Below are 20037 nucleotides of genomic sequence, written 5' to 3' on the forward strand. Positions count from 1 at the left end.
AGGAGAGTCACGCATGCCCCTGTCCCGTCATCGTTTTGTTCCCGCCCCCGCCCGTCTCGGGCTTGCCCTGGCCTTGGCCCTCTCGCAGGCCTGGGCAGCGCCGCCTTCGGCAGTGACGCTGGACAGCGGCTGGCAGGTGCGGCTGGTGCCGGGTCAGGAGCAGGGCAAGACGTATCCGAAGGCAGCGGCGTGGCTACCGGCGCAGGTGCCCGGTGCGGTGCAGACCGACCTGATCGCCGCCAAGATCGTGCCCGACCCGTTCTATCGCGACAACGAAGGCAAGATCCAGTGGGCGGGCTTAAGCGATTGGCAGTACCAGACCCGCTTCAATGTCGATGCGGCCACGCTCAAGCGCGAACATGTCGAGCTGGTGTTCGACGGCCTGGACACGTTTGCCGAGGTCACCCTCAATGGCAAGACGCTGCTCAGCGCCGACAACATGTTCCGGCAGTGGCGCGTGGATGCAAAATCCCTGCTCAAGCGCGGCGACAACGTGCTCGAGGTCAAGCTGTATTCGCCGATCAAGAAGATCCAGCCGTGGCTGGCCAAGCAGCCGTATGCGCTGCCGGGCGCCTACGATTCGGCGTTCGGCGACGAGCCCGAAGCACGCCACAGCTCGACCTATGTGCGCAAGGCGCCGTACAACTTCGGTTGGGATTGGGGCCCGCGCATGGTCAACGCCGGCATCTGGAAGGATGTGCGCGTGGAAGCGTGGGACGCCGTGCGTGTGGATGGGCTGCATATCGCCCAGCAACGGGTGGATGCCGATAGCGCGCAATTGCAGGCGCAGCTGGACCTGCAGGCCGGCCGCAGCGGGCCGGTGCAGGTGACGCTGGATGTACTGGGCCCGGATGGGCAGAAAGTCGGCCAGTTCACCCAGGACGCAGTGGTCGATCCCGGCCGGAACCGCATCGATCTGGCGGTGCGCATCGCCCATCCCAAGCGCTGGTTTCCGGCCGGTTACGGCGCGCAGGACCGCTACACCTTCGTGGCCAACGTGCGCGATGCCGATGGCGACAGCCAGCAGATCAAGCGCGTCACCGGCCTGCGTTCGGTGGAGCTGCGCCGCGAAAAAGACCAGTTCGGCAAGAGCATGGAGATCGTGATCAACGGCATCCCGATCTTCGCCAAGGGGGCCAACCTGATTCCACTGGATGCCTTCCCGGCACGTGTCACGCACGAGCGCATGCGCAGCACCTTGCAGGATGCGCGCGATGCCAACATGAACATGCTGCGCATGTGGGGCGGCGGGCATTACCAGGACGACTATTTTTACGAGGTCGCCGACGAACTGGGCATCATGATCTGGCAGGACTTCATGTTCGGCGGCGCGGTACCGCCGTACGACGTGGAGTTCCGCGAGAACACCCGGCAGGAGGCGATCGAACAGGTCAAGCGGCTGCGCGACCACCCCAGCATCGTGTTGTGGTGCGGCAACAACGAGGTGCAGACCGGCTGGGAAAACTGGGGCGACCGGGTCAAGTTCAAGCAGTCGGTGGACCCGGAAGAACGCGCCCGCATCGAACGCGGCATGACGACCCTGTTCGGCACCGTGTTCCGCGAAGTGGTGGCCACCTACGATAGCGACGTGCCGTACTGGGCTACCTCGCCGGGCACCGATTTCGATGGCGCGGCCGACCAGACCAACGATGGCGACATGCATTACTGGAAGGTGTGGGGCGGCCCTGCCCTGCCGGTCACCGAATACCTCAACGTCACCCCACGCTTCATGTCCGAATACGGCCTGCAGTCGTTCCCCGACATGCGCACCGTGCGTGCATTTGCCGAGCCCGGCGACATGGATCCGGAATCGCCGGTGATGCGCGTGCATCAGAAGTTCGACAAGGGCAACGGCAACAAGCGGCTGATGCTGTACATCCGCCGCGAATTCGGCGAGCCCAAGGATTTCGAAAGCTTCGTCTACCTGAGTCAGCTGATGCAGGCCGAAGGCATCAACATCGCCGCTTCGCATCTGCGCGCCTCGCGTCCGCAGTCGATGGGGTCGCTGTACTGGCAGCTCAACGATGTGTGGCCGGGCGCGTCGTGGTCCAGCGTGGATTACTACGGCCGCTGGAAGGCGCTGCATTACCACGCACGCCGATTCTACGCGCCGGAAATGATTGCCGCGTTGCGCAACGACAAGGGCCAGACCGAGGTGTCGCTGGTGTCCGACCGCACCACCCCGCTGGCAGCACGCTGGCGCATGCGGGTGATGGGCATGGATGGCAAGGTGCTGAGCAAGCGCGAAGAAAAAGCCACGGTCAAACCGCTGAGCAGCCTGCAGGTGGGCAACTTCAGCGACAAGCAATTGCTGGGCAGCGCCGATCCCAAGCGCACCTATGCAGTGTTCGAGCTGTTGGACGGCGACAGGCTGCTCTCGCGTGAGGTGATGTTCTTCGCGCCGGCCAAGCAGCTTGCCTTGCCGGCCGCGAAGATCGACGGCCAGTGGCGTGCCGATGGTGATGGCTACGCACTCACACTGACCAGCAACACGCTGGCGCGCGAGGTCTGGCTGTCGTTCGGCGATGTGGATGCCACGCTGTCGGACAATGCCTTCGACCTGCTGCCGGGCGAGCCGCTGATCGTGCATGTCTCCAGCAAGCTTCCGCTCGCGCAGGTGCAGGCGGCGCTGCAGGTGCGCGATCTGGCCTCGACCCTGGCTGGCGCACCGGCCGAGCCGCAGGAGGCAGCGGCTGCGAAATAAGAAGCAGGGCGGCCCTCATCCGCCCTTCGGGCACCTTCTCCCGCAACGCGGGAGAAGGATTGGATTTCTTGCAATGAGAGACTGGATTTCTTGCAATGAGAGACTGGATTTCTTGCAATGAAGGACTGGATTTATTGCAATGAGAGACTGGATTTCTCGCAATGAAAGACTGGATTTCTCGCAATGAAGGACTTGGTTTCTAGCAATGAAGGACTTGATTTCTTGCGATGAGAGACTCGATCTCTTGCGATGCACATCTTCCTTCGCGCATGAATGCCCTTCTCCCGCTGGCGGGAGAAGGTGCCCCGCAGGGGCGGATGAGGGCCCACCGCAAGACCAGCACCAGCCGTCACCCACGGCACGCATGCCACCGCCGCGCCTCACCCTTCACCTCGCCGCAGCCATTGCGGCACTACCAGAACAATGCCCAGCGGCCTTGGCCGCCGCCCAGGAGTAAATCCATGTCGTCCGTGTTTGTATCGCGCCTTGCCATGGCAGTGGGCCTTGGCCTGACACTGCCCTGCCTCGCCCTTGCCGCCCCTGCCGAACGGGGCGGATCGCCCGAACAGCGCGCCGCCGCCCTGGTCGCGCAAATGAGCCGCGAAGAAAAAGTGGCGCAGGCCATGAACGATGCACCGGCGATTCCGCGCCTGGGCATCCCCGCCTATGAGTGGTGGAGCGAAGGCCTGCACGGCATCGCGCGCAACGGCTACGCCACGGTGTTTCCGCAGTCGATCGGCCTGGCGGCGAGCTGGAATACCCGCCTGATGCAACAAGTGGGCACGGTGGTGTCCACCGAAGCGCGCGCCAAGTTCAACCAGGCCGGTGGTCCGGGCAAGGACCATAAACGCTACGCGGGCCTGACCATCTGGTCGCCCAACATCAACATCTTCCGCGACCCGCGCTGGGGCCGTGGCATGGAAACCTACGGCGAAGATCCGTTTCTCACCGGGCAAATGGCGGTGGGCTTCATCCGCGGCCTGCAGGGCGAGGATCTCGACCATCCACGCACGATCGCCACGCCCAAGCACATCGCGGTGCACAGCGGCCCCGAGCCGGGACGGCATGGCTTCGATGTGGATGTGTCGCCGCACGATGTGGAAGCGACCTATACGCCTGCGTTTCGCGCCGCGCTGGTCGAAGGCCAGGCCGGCTCGGTGATGTGCGCCTACAACTCGTTGCACGGCACCCCGGTCTGCGCAGCGGACTGGCTGCTCAACGGCCGCGTGCGCGGCGACTGGGGCTTCAAGGGCTTTGTGGTGTCCGACTGCGATGCCGTAGACGACATGACCCAGTTCCATTACTTCCGCCCGGACAACGCCGGCTCGTCGGCCGCCGCACTGAAGGCCGGGCATGATCTCAATTGCGGGCATGCCTATCGCGAACTCGGCACGGCGATCGCGCGCGGCGAAGTGGACGAAGCCTTGCTCGACCAATCGTTGGTGCGCCTGTTTGCAGCGCGCTACCGCCTGGGCGAGCTGGAGGCTCCGCGCAAGGATCCGTACGCGCGGCTCGGCGCGAAGGACGTGGACAACGCAGCGCATCGTGCGCTGGCCTTGCAGGCGGCCGCCGAGTCGATCGTGCTGCTGAAGAACGATGCCGACACCTTGCCGCTCAAAGCCGGCACACGTGTGGCAGTGATCGGCCCGAATGCCGACGCACTGGCTGCATTTGAGGCCAATTACCAGGGCACCTCGTCTGCGCCGGTAACGCCATTGCTGGGCCTGCGTCAGCGCTTCGGCGCGCAGCAGGTGAGCTACGCACAAGGCGCACCGCTGGCTGCCGGCGTGCCCGGCATGATCCCGGAGACCGCACTGCGCAGCGATGGCAAGCCGGGGCTGCGTGGCGAATATTTCGACAACGTCGACATGCGCGGTGCTGCACGCGTGGTGCGGCAGGACCGCACGGTGAGCTTCAACTGGGATCAGGTCGCCCCGGTCAAGGGCGTGCCGGCCGACCGGTATGCGGTGCGCTGGAGCGGCGAACTGCTGCCGCCCAGCGCTGGCGATTACACCCTGGCAGTGCGCGTGGCGCGTTGCTTCGATTGCAGCGGACACGACCCGGTGCGCCTGTATATCGACGACAAGCTGGTGGTTGCCGGCAACGCCGAAGACAAGCACGTGCCGGCCGGCATGCACAACGCCGACGGCCGCAGCGTGGAAACCGTGCTGCATTTCGACGACACCCGCCCACGCAAGATTCGCCTGGAAATGGAGCACCGCGGCCAGGATCAGGGCGTGCGCCTGGAATGGCTGGCTCCTGCCGCCGCGCAACTGGCCGAGGCCGAACAGGCCGTGGCACAGGCAGACGCGGTGGTCGCCTTCGTTGGCCTGTCGCCGGATGTGGAAGGCGAAGAGTTGCGGATCGATGTCCCCGGCTTCGACGGCGGCGACCGCAACGACATCGCCCTGCCCGCCCCGCAGCAAGCGTTGCTCGAGCGGGCAAAGGCCTCGGGCAAACCGCTGGTGGTGGTACTGATGAGCGGCAGCGCGGTGGCCTTGAACTGGGCCAAGACGCATGCCGATGCGATCGTGGCCGCGTGGTACCCGGGCCAGTCCGGCGGCACCGCGATCGCGCGCATGCTGGCCGGCGACGACAATCCCGGCGGCCGCCTGCCGGTGACCTTCTACCGCTCCACCAAGGACCTGCCGGCCTACGTCAGTTACGACATGAAGGGCCGCACCTATCGCTACTTCAAGGGCGAGCCGCTGTTTTCGTTTGGCTATGGCCTGAGCTACACCCGCTTTGCCTACGACGCGCCGCAGCTGTCCACCACCACGCTGCAAGCCGGCAACACGTTGCAGGTGACCACGACCGTGCGCAACACCGGTGCACGTGCCGGCGACGAAGTGGCGCAGGTGTATCTGCAATATCCGGACCGCCCGCAGTCGCCGTTGCGCAGCCTGGTCGGTTTTCAGCGCGTGCATCTTGCGGCGGGCGAGCAACGCACGCTGACCTTCGAGCTGGATGCGCGCGCCTTGAGCGACGTGGACCGCAGCGGACAGCGCGCGGTGGAAGCCGGCAGCTACACGTTGTTCGTCGGCGGTGGGCAGCCGGGCACCGGCGCCGTTGGCAATGCGGCGTCGTTTTCGATCCAGGGACGTTCGCCGTTGCCCAAGTAATGTCCCTGATTGCGTGACGTACTCTCTGATTGCGAGAGGTACAAAGGCGCCGGCTGTCTGGGCCGGCGCCCGTTGCGTCGACGCGTGATGAAGGCCACGCCGGTGCGTAGCCACACGTTGATCTGAGCACCCGCTCGCACCTGTCTGGAATTCGCAACGGCGCCCGCTGGTCACTGACGGGGCCAGCGCAATGGAAGGGGCATGCGGTGTGCCGATGCCGATGCAGGTGCTGCTGGTGTTGCCATTGAGGGCGCCAGCGTGGCACCGGCTTAGCGCCATCCGCCGCCTGTCCTTTCAGCCAACAAGCTGGGGGGGCGAGGGTCCGAGCGAGCCTCGCGCACCCGGCGGCGGCAGGCTGGCGCTAGCGGTCTTTCGCGCCGCCGGCACCGAGGCTCGACGCGCAGCGCACTCCCACGCATAAGGCGGAGAATTGTGCGACCGCACTATGCACGTTCGGCGCACACGTTGTATGGTCATCGGGAATTGGTCATGCATAGGTCTCATCCTTCGCCGGCAGGTAGCGCGGCGCTGGAGCGGCACTGGCGTGCAGGCCCGCTGTCGAAATCCAAGGAGTTCCAGGTCATGCACACCCGCCGCGACATCCTTCAGCTGCTGGGCGCCAGTGCCGGTGCCGGCCTGCTCGCCGGTGCCCTGCCCGCGCTTGCGGCCGCGCCCGCTGCCGGCACGTCTAGCACAACCGGCCGCTTTGTCAGCAAGCGTCCACCCAAAGCGCAGCGCCGCTTTGTCAGCAAGGCAGTCGAGCAGCAAATCGCGCAGGTCAAGGCGCGCATCGCCGACCCCGAACTGGCCTGGCTGTTCGAGAACTGCTACCCCAACACCCTCGATACCACGGTGGAAACCGGCACCCGTAATGGCAAGCCGGACACCTTCGTCATCACCGGCGACATCCACGCGATGTGGCTGCGCGATTCCTCCGCGCAGGTGCACCCGTACGTGCCGCTGGCCAAGCACGACCCGGCGTTGCGGCGCATGTTCCATGGCCTGATCCAGCGCCAGGCCGCATGCATCACGCTCGACCCGTACGCCAACGCGTTCCTGCCCGATGGCCAGACCCAGCGCCTGAAGTGGTCGCTCAACGACATCACCGACATGAAGCACGGCGTGGGCGAGCGCAAGTGGGAAATCGATTCGCTGTGCTACCCCATCCGCATTGCGCACGAATACTGGCGCGCCACCGGCGATGCCGCACCGTTCGACGACGACTGGCGCGCGGCGATGCATGTGGTGGTCAAGACCTTCCGCGAGCAGCAGCGCAAGGACAACCGCGGCCCGTACGTGTTCCAGCGCCCCTCGCCGCTAGCCACCGAAACCCTGGTGCTGGAAGGCTACGGCCAGCCGACCAAGCCCAACGGCATGATCCACTCGATGTTCCGCCCCTCCGACGATGCCTGCGTGTTTCCGTTGTTCGTGCCGGCCAACCTGTTTGCGGTGACCTCGCTGCGGCAGCTGGCCACGATGAGCACCGCGTTGCATCGCGACGCTGCCTTCGCCGCCGAGTGCACCGCGCTGGCCGACGAAGTGGAAACCGCCACCCGCCAGTTCGGCCAGCAACGCGATGCCGACGGGCAGGCGTACTGGGCGTTCGAAGTAGACGGCTTCGGCAACCAGCTGTTCATCGACGACGCCAACGCGCCCGGCCTGCTCAGCCTGGCCTACCTGGGCTGCTGTGATCGCACCGACCCGGTGTTCCTGCGCACGCGCCAGCTGGCCTGGAGCGAGCGCAACCCGTATTTCTCGCGCGGCACCGCCGCCGAAGGCGTCGGCAGCCCACACAGCGGCATGGGCACGATCTGGCCGATGTCGATCATTCAATACGCGCTGGTCAGCGACGACGACGCGCAACTGCGCCAATGCCTGCAATGGTTGAAAACCACGCATGCCGGCACCGGCTTCATGCACGAGGCTTTCCACAAGGACAACCCGAACACCTTCACCCGCGACTGGTTCGCCTGGGCCAACACCTTGTTCGGCGAACTGATCATCGACCTGCATCAACGCAAACCCCAGCTGCTGCGTAGCGCCTGATCCATGCGCAGCGCCTGTTCTCAGCCCTTCTCCCGCACGCGGGAGAAGGTGCCCGAAGGGCGGATGAGGGCGCTCCCGCACCGGCCCATGATTTACGAGAGCAAACACACATGACAACACGACGCGGTTTTCTCCAAGGCGCCATCGCCGCAGCCCTGTTCGGCAGCGTCGGCCTGCCCGGTCTGGCCCGCGCGCGTGCCGGCAATTACGCGCTACCGGCCGATGCGCGTGCCCGCGCCGACCTCACCCGGCATGTGGATGTGTTCATCGGCACCGGCGGCCATGGCCACACCTTCCCCGGCGCCACGTTGCCGTTCGGCATGGTGCAGCTCAGCCCCGACACCTACAACGCCGTGTGGGATTCGTGCTCGGGATACCACGAGTCCGACGGCTCGATCATGGGCTTCTCGCACACGCATCTCTCAGGCACCGGCATCGGCGACATGCTGGATTTCCTGCTGGTGCCGGCCACCGGCGAGGTCAAACTGGTGCCCGGTCCGCTCGACAACCCGGACGCCGGCTACCGCTCGCGCTACGACCATGCCGATGAAGCCGCATCGCCGGGTTACTACCGCGTGCGGCTCAAGGACAGCGGCGTGCATGCCGAACTCACCGCCACCGCGCGGGCTGGCCTGCACCGCTATCACTTCCCCAAGGGCAAGCCGGCACATGTGTTGCTGGACCTGTGCCACGGCATGCAGGACAAGCCAGGCATTCCCACCCGCGTCAGCGATGCGCAGCTACGCGTGGTCGACGAACGCACGCTTACCGGTGGGCGCCGCGTGTACCAATGGGCCAAGGGCCGCTACATCTATTTCGCCATGCGCCTCTCGCGCCCCTTCAAGCACGTGCAGTTGTACAACGCGGACCAAGCACTGGCCGCCGGCACGCGCAGCATCGACGGCACCCACCTCAAGGCCGCGTTGCATTACCCCGACGCTGCCGACGCCCCGCTGCTGATCAAGGTCGGCATCTCGGCCGTCAGCGCCGACAACGCACTGGCCAACCTGGACGCCGAATTGCCGGACTTCGACTTCGCGCGCGTGCATGCGCAAGCGGTGGCCGCCTGGGAAAAGGAACTGGCCCGCGTGCGCATCGACAGCGATGACGACGCGCAACGGCGCATCTTCTACACCGGCCTGTATCACAGCCTGCTGGCACCCACGCTGTTCTCCGACGTGGATGGCCGCTACCGCGGCATGGACCTGCAGATCCACACTGCGCCGAAGGGCTACAACAACTACAGCACCTACTCGTTGTGGGACACCTACCGCGCCGCGCATCCACTGCTCACGCTGGTACAGCCCGAACGCGTGCCCGACCTGGTGCAATGCCTGGTGCGCGGCGCCAACGAATGCCCGGACGGCGTGGGCATCTGGCCGCTGCAAGGCGTGGAGACCGGCTGCATGATCGGCTATCACTCGGCCGTGGTGCTGGCCGAGGCGCATGCCAAGGGCTTCACCGGGATCGACTACACCGCCGCGTGGCCGGCGTACCGCAAACGTGCAATGGACGACACCACCCACGGCCTGGGCGAGTACCGCAAGCTCGGTTACATCCCCGCCGACAAAGTGGACGAAGCGGTCAGCCGCACGCTCGAATATGCCTACGACGACTGGGCCTGCGCACACCTGGCACAGGCCGCCGGCGCCAGCGACGATGCACGCGCATTGCGCGAACGCTCGCGCAATTACCGCAACGTGTTCAATCGCGATAGCGGCTTCGTGCAGGCGCGGCTTGCCGACGGCAGCTGGGCCACACCGTTCGACCCGCGCGGCATGGGCCACATTGCCAAATGGCGTGATTTCACCGAATCCAACGCCTGGCAAGCCACCTTCCTCAACCAGCACGATCTGTACGGGTACATGGACTTGTACGGTGGCCGCGCGGGTTTCGTCGCCAAGCTGGACGAGCTGTTTTCCACCAGCTCCGAACTGCCCGCCGATGCACCGCCGGATATCGACGGCATGGTCGGCCAGTACGCGCATGGCAACGAGCCCAGCCACCATGTGGCGTATCTGTTCGCCTATGCCGGCCAGCCGTACAAGACCCAGGCGATGGTGCGCCGGTTGCTGCGCGAGCAGTATCACGACGCGCGCAACGGCCTGTCCGGCAACGAAGACTGCGGGCAGATGAGTGCGTGGTTCGTGCTCAGCGCACTGGGGCTGTATGCGGTGGATCCGGTCAGCGGCAACTACATCGTGGGCAGCCCCTTGTTCAAGCGCGCCACGCTGGAGGTGGGCAACGGCCGCACGCTGCACATCGTGGCCAAGGACAACAGTGCGCAAAACGTCTATGTGCAGTCACTGACTTTCAACGGTAAATCGCTCACCCGCGCCTGGCTCCGCCACACCGAGCTGGCTGCCGGTGGCACGCTGGAATTTGCGATGGGGCCCAAGCCGAACCCGGCCTTCGGCGCAGACAAGGAGGATCTGCCACCGTCGTTCGCGTAATGCCGGTCCGTCGCCTGCGCGAGCGGCGCGTTCGGTTCTTGCTGCCCAAATGGGGAACGCCCTTCCCCGCTCACGCAAACAGGGATCGCTTTTCATTTGCCAGTGGAACTTGCTTTCTCTTTTCCGCAAGCGGGGATTGCTACTCCTTCTCCCGCAAGCGGGGGATTGCCTTTCCCTTCTCCCGCAAGCGGGGGATTGCCCCTCCCTTCTCCCGCAAGCGGGAGAAGGTGCCCGAAGGGCGGATGAGGGCAACACCCAAACACCGGCCCCTGCCATCCACCCGCACCACCGGCCCCACCTACCTCGAGACTTCCATGCTGCGTACCACTCTTGCTCCCCTGGTCCTGGCCCTGGCGCTCGCGCTGCCCGCCGCTGCCGCGACGCCCGAGTCCTGGCCCACCTTCGGCACCCAGGGCACGCAATTCGTGCGCGACGGCAAGCCGTACCAGCTGCTGTCCGGCGCCATCCATTTCCAGCGCATTCCACGCGCCTACTGGAAAGACCGCCTGCAAAAAGCGCGCGCCCTGGGCTTGAACACCGTAGAAACCTACGTGTTCTGGAACCTGGTGGAACCGCAGCAAGGCCAGTTCGATTTCTCCGGCAACAACGACGTCGCCGCCTTCGTCAAGGAAGCCGCCGCGCAAGGCCTCAACGTGATACTGCGCCCCGGCCCCTACGCCTGCGCCGAATGGGAAGCCGGCGGCTACCCGGCCTGGTTGTTCGGCAAGGGCAATATCCGCGTCCGTAGCCGCGACCCGCGCTTTCTTGCCGCCAGCCAGGCGTATCTGGATGCGTTGGCCAAACAGGTGCAACCGCTGCTCAACCACAATGGCGGTCCGATCATCGCCGTGCAGGTCGAGAACGAATACGGCTCCTACGCCGACGATCACGCCTACATGGCCGACAACCGCGCCATGTACGTCAAGGCTGGCTTCGACAAGGCCTTGCTGTTCACCTCCGATGGCGCCGACATGCTCGCCAACGGCACCTTGCCCGACACCCTGGCGGTGGTGAACTTCGCGCCCGGCGAGGCCAAGAGCGCATTCGACAAGCTGATCAAGTTTCGCCCCGATCAACCGCGCATGGTCGGCGAATACTGGGCCGGGTGGTTCGACCATTGGGGCAAGCCGCATGCCGCCACCGATGCCAGGCAACAGGCCGAAGAGTTCGAGTGGATCCTGCGCCAGGGCCACTCGGCCAATCTCTACATGTTCATCGGCGGCACCAGTTTCGGCTTCATGAATGGTGCCAATTTCCAGAACAATCCCAGCGACCACTACGCGCCGCAGACCACCAGTTACGACTACGACGCCATCCTCGACGAAGCCGGCCACCCCACGCCCAAATTCGCGTTGATGCGCGATGCCATCGCCCGCGTGACCGGCGTGCAACCGCCCGCATTGCCGGCGCCGATTGCGATGGCCGCACTGCCGGACACCCAACTGCGCGAATCGGCATCGTTGTGGGACAACCTGCCCGCACCAATCGCCATCGACACCCCGCTGCCGATGGAACACTTCGGCCAGAACTACGGCTACATCCTCTACCGCACCACCATCACCGGCCCGCGCAAGGGCCCGCTGTATCTGGGCGATGTGCGCGATGTGGCGCGCGTGTACGTGGATCAACGACCGGTCGGTAGCGTTGAGCGGCGCTTGCAGCAGGTGTCGCTGGAGGTGGAGATTCCTGCAGGCCAGCACACCCTGGATGTGCTGGTCGAAAACAGCGGCCGCATCAATTACGGCACGCGCATGGCCGACGGCCGCGCCGGCCTGGTCGACCCGGTGCTACTGGACAGCCAGCAGCTCACCGGCTGGCAGGCCTTCCCGCTGCCGATGCGCACGCCCGACAGCATCCGCGGCTGGACCGGCAAGGCCGTGCAAGGCCCGGCGTTCCACCGCGGCACCCTGCGCATCGGCACGCCGACCGACACCTATCTGGACATGCGCGCCTTCGGCAAGGGCTTTGCCTGGGCCAACGGCGTCAACCTGGGCCGCCACTGGAACATAGGCCCGCAGACCGCGCTGTATTTCCCTGTGCCATTCCAGCGCAAGGGTGACAACACGGTGGTGGTCTTCGACCTGGACGATGTCGCCACCCCCAGCGTGCGCGGCCTGAAGCAGCAGGTCTGGCTCACGCCGAAGGAGTGAGGCTTACGCGGCGGCGGCTGCAGACGCGTGTTCGCTCGCACGGCCGCGATCAGGTCGTGGACGCCGGCGCTGCGGCTGCCGCCTGTTCGCGGATGCGTGCTGCCTGTATTTCGGTGGCCAGCAGCGTGCCGCGCACATGTGTCGTGTGCTGACGGGCCTGTTTCATGCAGAACCGGGCAAAGCCTGCAACGCCTTCTTGCGGCACGATCGCGTTCGAGGTCAGCACCCGCATCAGGCGTTGCTGCAAACCGGGCATCCTGGCGGCGGCGCGCGCCTGGCTTCGCGCATCTGCGCTTGCCAGCTCCTGCTCGGCCATCTGCAGTTCCTGCAGCATCAGGCTGATAGTGCGCTGCTGGGTGTCGTCGCGCATGCGCGCTTGGTGCAATTGCGCCAGTAAGCGTTCCGGCGCCCGATCGACCGTCGCAGCCGGCGTTTGGCCATGAGAATGCGGATCATCGTGCACGTCGGGCTGCGGAAGGTCCGCCTGCGCGCTGAGCTTGGCGTCGAGATATTTCTTCTGCAGTTCGAGGCAGCATTGCATGTAGGCGATCTGCGACTTCACCGAGCCGGGCGTTTGCAGCCACTGCGCAAACGCGGTTTCGGTCATCACCGCGCTGTGCTTGGCATGGCTGCGCATCGCCTTGCCGCGCGCCTGCTGCGGCTTACCGGTCAAGACCGCGCGCCCGTAATTGGCTGCTGCGCGCAGGGCTGCATTGACGCGCCGACCCAGCGGCGCCCCAGCTGCTGCTCGACCCGAGCCCTTGCCCTGGTCTGTCGAGCGCGGCTTGGCCGGATGCAATTTCTGCAGGTCGTCGGCACCGCTCTGCACAAACGCGTCCAGTGCGTTTTCCTGCCCGTCGATGCAGGCGTAGAGCGCACTGCGCAACTCGAATCCATGGTGGGGCACCGCGTTCTCTGCCGCGCTTACGCTCGAGGTGTCGGCAGTGGAAACGGCGGGTTCCGGCAGTGCCGGTTGCCCATCACGTGCAGCAGAGGCGCCTTGGCGATGCGTCGGCTCCAGGCCGGGATCGGCGTCTGCAACGATCGCGTCTTCATCGCTTCCCACCGCTTCCTCCGCCACTGACGTCAGTGCAACGTCCACCGCGGTTGGCTGCAACGGGTCGGCGAAGTTGGGCGCTTGCTGGGCTGCGGCACTCTCCGCCTCGCGTGCAGGCAATAGATCCGCCACCGCCAGTAGCGCGCGGTCGACGCCGGGCATGTCCTCGGTCTGGTACCTGCGATAGCGCTTCTGCTTGCCGTGCGCCAGCAGGAACTGATGGCTGCCGACCCCCATCGTGGCCGCACCGAGCAGACCTGCGCCGATGATCAGGCCGGTGCCCACCGGTGCGGCCACCGTGGCGCCGGCAACGACGGCCGCGCTGACGCCGACCTTGGTCAACGTACTGGCGGTGTATGTGATTCCACCCACGACAAAGCCCTTGTTCCACTGGTTGAACCGATGCGCAAAGCGGTCGTACTTGCCCAACTTGGTGCTCACAAAGTACTGGTAGCGCTGTGCGCCAGGACTGAGTTCGCCAGGTTCGAGGTCGTGCAGGAAGCGCTGAACCCTGCCCACATCCACGGCAACACGCGTTCTTTCCCGACGCGACTGGTGCAGGAAGGTACCCCCCAATGCGGTGGCCGCCACGCTCGCCAACGGCGCGAGCACGAAGCTGCCGGCGATACCCGCCGCGGACGCAGCACCTGCGGCAGCGGCGCTGTGGCCCACCAGGCCCGCCGCATTTGCGCTCTTGCTGGCGATGGCCAGCCCGCCCTGGATGCCGAGTTCGCTCGCCGCCTTGGTGAAGATCACCCCGGCCGAGGCCATGGAGGTCGCGGCAATGGCGCCGTCCCGCGCATTTCGCCGCTGCAGGTAGGCATTGGTCTCGATCGCCTCGCTCAGTGCATGCGCGTGCGCATTTGCAGCGCCTGCGGGCGCTGCCGTGCCCAAGGAAGATTGCAGTGCCGCTTGCTCCAAGCGCAGGCGGCGCTCCTGCTGCCGCAAGTGCGTGCGCTGCTCGGCAACTTCGCGGGTTTCCTTGTACGCGGCATAGATCGCAAGACTCGACAACGGCAGCATCGTCCCGCTGATGCCCAGGCTCATCGCCAGATCGAATGCGCCTGCCGGCGCGCCTTCCTCGGCAAGAGCGTGCAGGACGCCGTCCTTCGCCGTATCCCCAAGCGCTTGCGGATCCGCCGGATGCCCGACGCCGGCATCCGGTGCGTGCGGCCCCTCCGGCGTCGGCGCATGCGGGGCATCTGCAGCGTGCGGCTGTACGGGATGCGCGGCCTGCGCTGGATGCGGCGGGTGGTGGCCGTCCGGTGCCGCTGCATGGTCGGCCGGTGGGTGCTCGGGTGGATGCGCCGACTCCCCAGCGTCCGCGGACTGCCCGGGTTCGCCGCGGCGGGGAATGTCGTTGATCAACTCGGCCGTTTTGTCCGCGGTTCCGTGCAAGGGGTCGGCCACGTACTTGGCGACCACGAGCACGTCGTAGGCTGTCTCCACTTCGGCAACTCGCGCGTTGGCGTCCCCGTGGTGCGCTTGTCGCTCGCTCTCATCGCGGTGTGTGCGTTTGGGCACTGGCCGCGTCCGCAGCACTTTCAACCCCATTGGCCAACCCTGTCCATCTTGCGGCAATTCCGCTGTGGGCGGCGTTTCAACGTCTGCACAATCGCGTGAGACAAGATGCGGTGCAGTGGATCGCTGGACACGCATGAGCAAACTCCAACCGGTGCAAAGCAGCGATGGTGCGCCTGTCTTCTCCAGCTAGCCTTGCTGCGACGAACACGCGATTGCGTAAACGAACTCTCCGGCGCAACCGCCCGCCGCGCGGTTTATCCCCGAGAGAGCCGGCCGCGGGAGACCTGCATGGAGGATCGGCAAGATGCAAGACCCCGTACCGATGGCCTGGCGGAGCCAACACTGCGCCGCAAAGCGCCGAGATGGCGACCCGGCTGCCCAGCCGCCGCGTCCTGCAAGAGGCCCCCATCGCCTCGGGCCCTGTTGCGCAATCAGAGACCACCGCCGGAGCAGATTTCTGCCGATGGCGCTTTAGACCTGGCCGCAGCCGCCGTTATCAGAACGTCCGGTGCCGCTGCGCCGCCCGCATACCGTCGAGGTATCGGACGGCACAGATTCCAGGCAATATCACCGGCTGACTCCGTTACGGATGCGCTTGCTTGCGACGTAGACGGCTTGATTGCAGGTTCCAGGAGCGTTGCATGTCGTCGTCTACCGTTGCACAAGAGTCCGTCCCCGCCGTTGCCGAGCACACCCAGAACGCCTTCGCCGAGCAGATCCACAGCAAGCCCATGGGCAGTGCCGAAGCCGCACACCTGATGACGTTCCTGTGCCAGACCGAATCGGCCAAGAAGCCGCAAACGCTGCTGCCGCCGCAAGTGCGCGACGACAACGCGGCCTGAGCGGGCCGTTTTCGCGGGCAAGCATGGCGACAGACGTGACGCTGCCGCCAGCGACGATTACTCCGCAGTGTCGAACGCGTTGAGCGCGGTGAGCAGACTGTTCAGAGTGTCTGCGGCACCGCCTTGGGCAACGTTCTCGACCTCTGCAGTGCAAGCGCTGGTATCGACACCGTAGGTCTGCATCACGCCCTGGTTGTTGGCCGCCTGTGCCAGGGTGTTTTGCTGCTGTTGTGCAGCGACCGCATTCTGGAACAGGATGCCGCCCGAATGGGCCAGGCTCTGGTAAATCGAACCGATCGCAAACGCTGGGGCTTCGCCAACGACCTTGACGTTGGCCTGGGTGACGGCATCGGTGATCTGCGGATTGACTGCGGTTGGAAAAGCCATCAACGCACTCCTGAGTGAAGGGATGCACGGCGGTCTGCGTCGTGCCGGCCCATCGGCGAAGACCGCAACGCGGTCATGTCCCCGCAATACCGCCGACAAACCGCCACATCACGCTCGCCGTGCCATCCCGATAGCGGCCGGCGCGCGCGCAACTCGACCCTCGCAATGCCAGGTTTCGGCGCACGTCGCAGCATCAGTGTGATCGTGCACGCGGGTGCAAGGCTGCTGGGCAGTCTGCTGCAGTGAGGGCTGTGCCGCGGGCAGCTGCACGATGGCCGCGTGCACGTCGCCCCCAGGTCGGGCGAGTTGACACCAACGAGTAGAAGCCGGAGCAGAGCGCCCCTTGCTGTACATCTGGCGATGCAGTTCGACCAATCCGCCCAACGAACGGAACACGTGGTATTTAAGAGATAATAAAGAGGTCTTTTAAATCTCGCACAGGACTGGACCACGATGCATTCGCCACGCCTGCTGAGCCGCCTCGTCGTGAGCCTTGCTGCAAGCCTGGCTGCGATCGTCGCGCAGGCGCAATCGCCCGCGTCGCCGCCCTCGCCGATCGTGCTGAGCGAGTTCATCGCCGACCCGGCTCCACGCCGCAAGCGCATGCCTCCACCTTGCTGGAAACGCGCGATGGTCGCCTGCTGGCCGCCTGGTTCGGCGGCGAGCACGAAGGTGCGGCCGATGTCGGCATCTGGCTCGCTCAGCGCGGCCCGCAGCAATGGCAGCCACCACGCCGTCTTGCCGATGGCGCGCACGCAGGCGTCGATGGCACTGCAGTGCCGGCATGGAATCCGGTGTTGTTCCAATCGGCCACCGGGCCGGTGCAGCTGTACTACAAGCTCGGACCCAATCCGCGCCAATGGTGGGGGCTGCGTCTGCTCTCCACTGACGATGGCGCGCACTGGTCGCCACCGCAGCGGTTGGCCGACGGCATTCTGGGGCCGATCAAAAACAAGCCGGTGCAATTACCGAACGGTCGCATCCTGGCGCCCAGCAGCAGCGAAGACCGCGGCTGGCGCGCGCATCTGGAATGGAGCGACGACGACGGCGTGCACTGGCAACGCGGCATGCCGCTCAACGATGCGAAGGCGATCGGCGCGATCCAGCCCAGCCTGCTGCTGTATCCGGATGGCCGACTGCAGGCATTGGGCCGCAGCCAGCAAAACAAGCTTTTCAGCACGTTCTCACTCGATGGCGGCCTGCATTGGCAGCCCATGCACTTGCTGGAGGTGGAAAACCCGAACTCCGGCACCGACGCGGTGGTGCTGCGCGACGGTCGTGCGTTACTGGTCTACAACCCGGCCATCGCCGGCAAGGACTGGTGGGACGGCCGCGGCACCCTGGCCGTTGCCGTCTCCAACGATGGCGTGCACTGGCAACGCGTGCTGACGCTGGAAGACAGCGCCCATGATGAATTTTCGTATCCGGCCGTGATCCAGAGCCGCGATGGCTTGGTGCATGTCAGCTACACCTGGAAGCGCCGACGGATCAAGCATGTGGTGCTCGATCCCACGCGGTTCGGCAAGTGCGGTCCCTGCCAGGCGCCCGCTCCCGCAGCGCTGTCTGAGCGCTGCACAACGGCATGCGGCCACGCCGCTGATCCTTCGTCATGATGACGATGGCTTCGCCCCTCGGAATTCGCCCATCGCGTTGCATGCCGATCATCGTCATCGAGCGACAGCCAAGACGAGGAATGCGATGCGACGCGTCGATCAACCCCGCCCGCCGGGCATGCCGGTAGGACTGCGGGAGCAGAATGCATCCGATGCAGATGCGCCCGCGCGCACTGTCCCACCCGCACACCCCGCGCCCGAGCGCCCTACCGGCATGCTTAGCGGCCTGACCAGATATGTGCCTGGCGACCGTTCCGGGCGTCCGCCAGCAACGCCTGCCGCTGCCGAGACCTCTCGCCGGCCAACCCCATCCGCTCGCACTCTTCCCGACCGCGGATCCGGCAGCGCCGCGCGGATGAACGAGGCGGCTGGACATTCTTTGCGGAGCCCGCAATTGCCACAGCTCAGCGACATAGAACGCGCTCGCTTCCACACTGTCACCACCGATTCGCAACGCTTGCGGCCGGTGCGCCCCCGTATGCCACCGACCGTGGGCGCGTCACCATTACGGCGCTCCCCAGCGATTCGCCCTTATCGCGACGTGCTGTCGCAATGGCAACGACACTACAACGCAGACCGCGATCGCTGGCACAGCGCATGGCGCCATGCCAATCGCAACAACCCGCAGGTCGAGACACGCACAGACCGGGCACTGAAGGCGACCGCCGACTTGCTGGAAGACGCAAGCCAAACGGGTCGGGTAACGCTGGAACTGCGCTCGGTTCCCCTTCCGCAATTTCCCGACCAGGCATTCCGTCTATCTCATCTGCAGCACATGACGATCGATGCGGCGGGGTTGATGGAGCTTCCGGACGCCATGCAGCAATTTGCGGGCCTGGAAACACTGACGCTTGCACACAATCCGCTTCGCTCGCTGCCTGCATCCATTGCAAGCCTCACCCAATTACGCGAACTCTCCATCCGCGTCTGCCCGGAACTGACGGAACTTCCCGAACACCTGGCAAGCACCAATGCATCCGGCGAGCACGAGGGCTTGGTCAACCTGCAGAGCCTACGGCTGGAACGGACCGGGATCAGATCGCTTCCGGCGTCCATCGCCAACCTGCAAAATCTGAAAAGCCTAAAGATACGCAACTCGCCGCTGTCCGCCCTTGGCCCGGCCATCCATCAACTGCCAAAGTTGGAGGAGCTTGATTTGCGGGGCTGCACCGCGCTGCGCGACTATCCGCCGATTTTCGGCGGTAGTGCGCCATTGAAGCGACTGATTCTGAAAGACTGCAGCAACCTGCTCACGCTGCCACTGGACATTCACCGCCTGACGCAGCTGGAAAAACTCGATCTGCGAGGCTGCGTCAGTCTGTCCAGACTGCCCTCGTTGATCGCCCGATTACCTGCCAACTGCATCATCCGGGTGCCGCCGCATTTGCAGGCGCAACTCGACCAGCATCGCCCGGTTGCGCGCCCCGCCCAACCAGAGCGGGCTGGCCCAACCGCCCCAGTTCCCTCGCCCCCTGTTCCCGGCAATCGAGCCAGGGCAACCTCTTCGGCGGCCACCACCGAACCGCCTCGCACGGTTGCGCTCGAACGCATCGAAGACACCGCACAGACCATGCTGAGCACGGTCATTGATGAGGAAAGAAATCCCTTTCTGGAAGGTGCCCCCTCCTACCTTCCAGAAAAGCGCCTGCCCGGCGCTCCCACCACCTTCGGCCAGATTCCGGCCTTGCAGAAAATGCTGGAAGAAAGCAGGGATTCCCATTTCCTGAGGCGGGTGAGCGACATGGCAGGCCCTTCCCCCAGAGTCGAAGACCCGAGCGAGGAAGGCCTCGCCCGCCACTACACCAATGTCAGCAACTGGAAGGCGCAGAAGAGCGCGCACCTGGGCATCGTCGATCATCTCGGGCAGTTCGTTTATCACGCAGGCAGCCAGCTCGACGCAGCGACATTGGCCAAGGCGGTCCAGATGTGGAAGACCCGGGAGCTGATCGTCAACGCACACCCGCAAGACCGCGCGCGCTTTCCGGCTTTCACGTTGCACATTCCCGAGCAGGTCGGCGACGACGCTGAGGACGAGCGGCAAGCAAGCCCGGAAGCTTCAGGCCAGCAGTAGATGGCGAACGCGACAGGCGTAGCAGCCCATCGAGCATCACCCTCAGCGTGCGTGCGCAACTCAAGGCC

9 protein-coding genes and 1 pseudogene are annotated in these 20037 nt (G+C 65.4%); 8 read left to right on the plus strand and 2 right to left on the minus strand.

Annotated elements, in window-relative coordinates; translation table 11 throughout:
• Positions 1-13 precede the first annotated feature (13 nt).
• From ACCQ00_RS15235 to ACCQ00_RS15255, 5 genes are all read left to right on the plus strand, one after another.
• Positions 14-2704: a beta-mannosidase gene (locus tag ACCQ00_RS15235; protein WP_039567959.1), complete on the plus strand. Its 2691-nt coding sequence runs from the start codon at positions 14-16 to the stop codon at positions 2702-2704.
• Positions 2705-3165: 461 nt separating this feature from the next.
• Complete coding sequence (locus ACCQ00_RS15240; RefSeq protein WP_039567960.1) at positions 3166-5826, plus strand: glycoside hydrolase family 3 C-terminal domain-containing protein; 2661 nt, start codon at positions 3166-3168, stop codon at positions 5824-5826.
• A 582-nt stretch (positions 5827-6408) separates the two neighbouring features.
• Positions 6409-7872 carry a glycoside hydrolase family 125 protein gene (locus ACCQ00_RS15245; protein ID WP_039567961.1) on the plus strand — a complete coding sequence of 488 codons (1464 nt, stop codon included), beginning with the start codon at positions 6409-6411 and terminating at the stop codon, positions 7870-7872.
• Positions 7873-7982: 110 nt separating this feature from the next.
• Positions 7983-10325: a GH92 family glycosyl hydrolase gene (locus ACCQ00_RS15250; RefSeq protein ID WP_039567963.1), complete on the plus strand. Its 2343-nt coding sequence runs from the start codon at positions 7983-7985 to the stop codon at positions 10323-10325.
• A gap of 314 nt (positions 10326-10639) precedes the next feature.
• Positions 10640-12475 (plus strand): glycoside hydrolase family 35 protein, encoded by a 1836-nt coding sequence (locus tag ACCQ00_RS15255; RefSeq protein ID WP_039567964.1) that lies wholly within the window; start codon positions 10640-10642, stop codon positions 12473-12475.
• 49 nt (positions 12476-12524) lie between these two features.
• Here the strand turns inward: ACCQ00_RS15255 and xopK are convergent, their stop codons facing one another.
• Positions 12525-15191: a type III secretion system effector XopK gene (gene xopK / locus ACCQ00_RS15260; RefSeq protein ID WP_268738288.1), complete on the minus strand. Its 2667-nt coding sequence runs from the start codon at positions 15189-15191 to the stop codon at positions 12525-12527.
• A gap of 506 nt (positions 15192-15697) precedes the next feature.
• Here xopK and ACCQ00_RS15265 point away from each other — a divergent pair.
• Positions 15698-15898 carry a hypothetical protein gene (locus ACCQ00_RS15265; protein ID WP_017155569.1) on the plus strand — a complete coding sequence of 67 codons (201 nt, stop codon included), beginning with the start codon at positions 15698-15700 and terminating at the stop codon, positions 15896-15898.
• A gap of 57 nt (positions 15899-15955) precedes the next feature.
• Here ACCQ00_RS15265 and ACCQ00_RS15270 read toward each other — a convergent pair whose 3' ends face one another.
• A complete protein-coding gene (locus tag ACCQ00_RS15270) occupies positions 15956-16285 on the minus strand; it encodes a RebB family R body protein (protein ID WP_039567972.1) in 330 nt (109 codons plus the stop codon).
• Positions 16286-16738: 453 nt separating this feature from the next.
• Here ACCQ00_RS15270 and ACCQ00_RS15275 point away from each other — a divergent pair.
• Together ACCQ00_RS15275 and xopL are read left to right on the plus strand one after the other, a co-directional pair.
• Positions 16739-17898 (plus strand): annotated as a pseudogene (locus ACCQ00_RS15275) (sialidase family protein).
• 355 nt (positions 17899-18253) lie between these two features.
• Positions 18254-19969: a type III secretion system leucine-rich repeat domain-containing effector XopL gene (gene xopL / locus ACCQ00_RS15280; RefSeq protein ID WP_039567974.1), complete on the plus strand. Its 1716-nt coding sequence runs from the start codon at positions 18254-18256 to the stop codon at positions 19967-19969.
• Positions 19970-20037: the final 68 nt, after the last annotated feature.

The organism is Xanthomonas sp. NCPPB 3761 (assembly GCF_041475705.2).
GTDB classification, from domain to species: domain Bacteria; phylum Pseudomonadota; class Gammaproteobacteria; order Xanthomonadales; family Xanthomonadaceae; genus Xanthomonas; species Xanthomonas phaseoli.

Bases quoted from the DNA above. Each gene is read 5' to 3' on its own strand.
- ACCQ00_RS15235 (WP_039567959.1), top strand. From the start codon at position 14: ATGCCCCTGTCCCGTCATCGTTTTGTTCCCGCCCCCGCCCGTCTCGGG.
- ACCQ00_RS15240 (WP_039567960.1), top strand. From the start codon at position 3,166: ATGTCGTCCGTGTTTGTATCGCGCCTTGCCATGGCAGTGGGCCTTGGC.
- ACCQ00_RS15245 (WP_039567961.1), top strand. From the start codon at position 6,409: ATGCACACCCGCCGCGACATCCTTCAGCTGCTGGGCGCCAGTGCCGGT.
- ACCQ00_RS15250 (WP_039567963.1), top strand. From the start codon at position 7,983: ATGACAACACGACGCGGTTTTCTCCAAGGCGCCATCGCCGCAGCCCTG.
- ACCQ00_RS15255 (WP_039567964.1), top strand. From the start codon at position 10,640: ATGCTGCGTACCACTCTTGCTCCCCTGGTCCTGGCCCTGGCGCTCGCG.
- xopK (WP_268738288.1), bottom strand. From the start codon at position 15,191: ATGCGTGTCCAGCGATCCACTGCACCGCATCTTGTCTCACGCGATTGT.
- ACCQ00_RS15265 (WP_017155569.1), top strand. From the start codon at position 15,698: ATGTCGTCGTCTACCGTTGCACAAGAGTCCGTCCCCGCCGTTGCCGAG.
- ACCQ00_RS15270 (WP_039567972.1), bottom strand. From the start codon at position 16,285: ATGGCTTTTCCAACCGCAGTCAATCCGCAGATCACCGATGCCGTCACC.
- xopL (WP_039567974.1), top strand. From the start codon at position 18,254: ATGAACGAGGCGGCTGGACATTCTTTGCGGAGCCCGCAATTGCCACAG.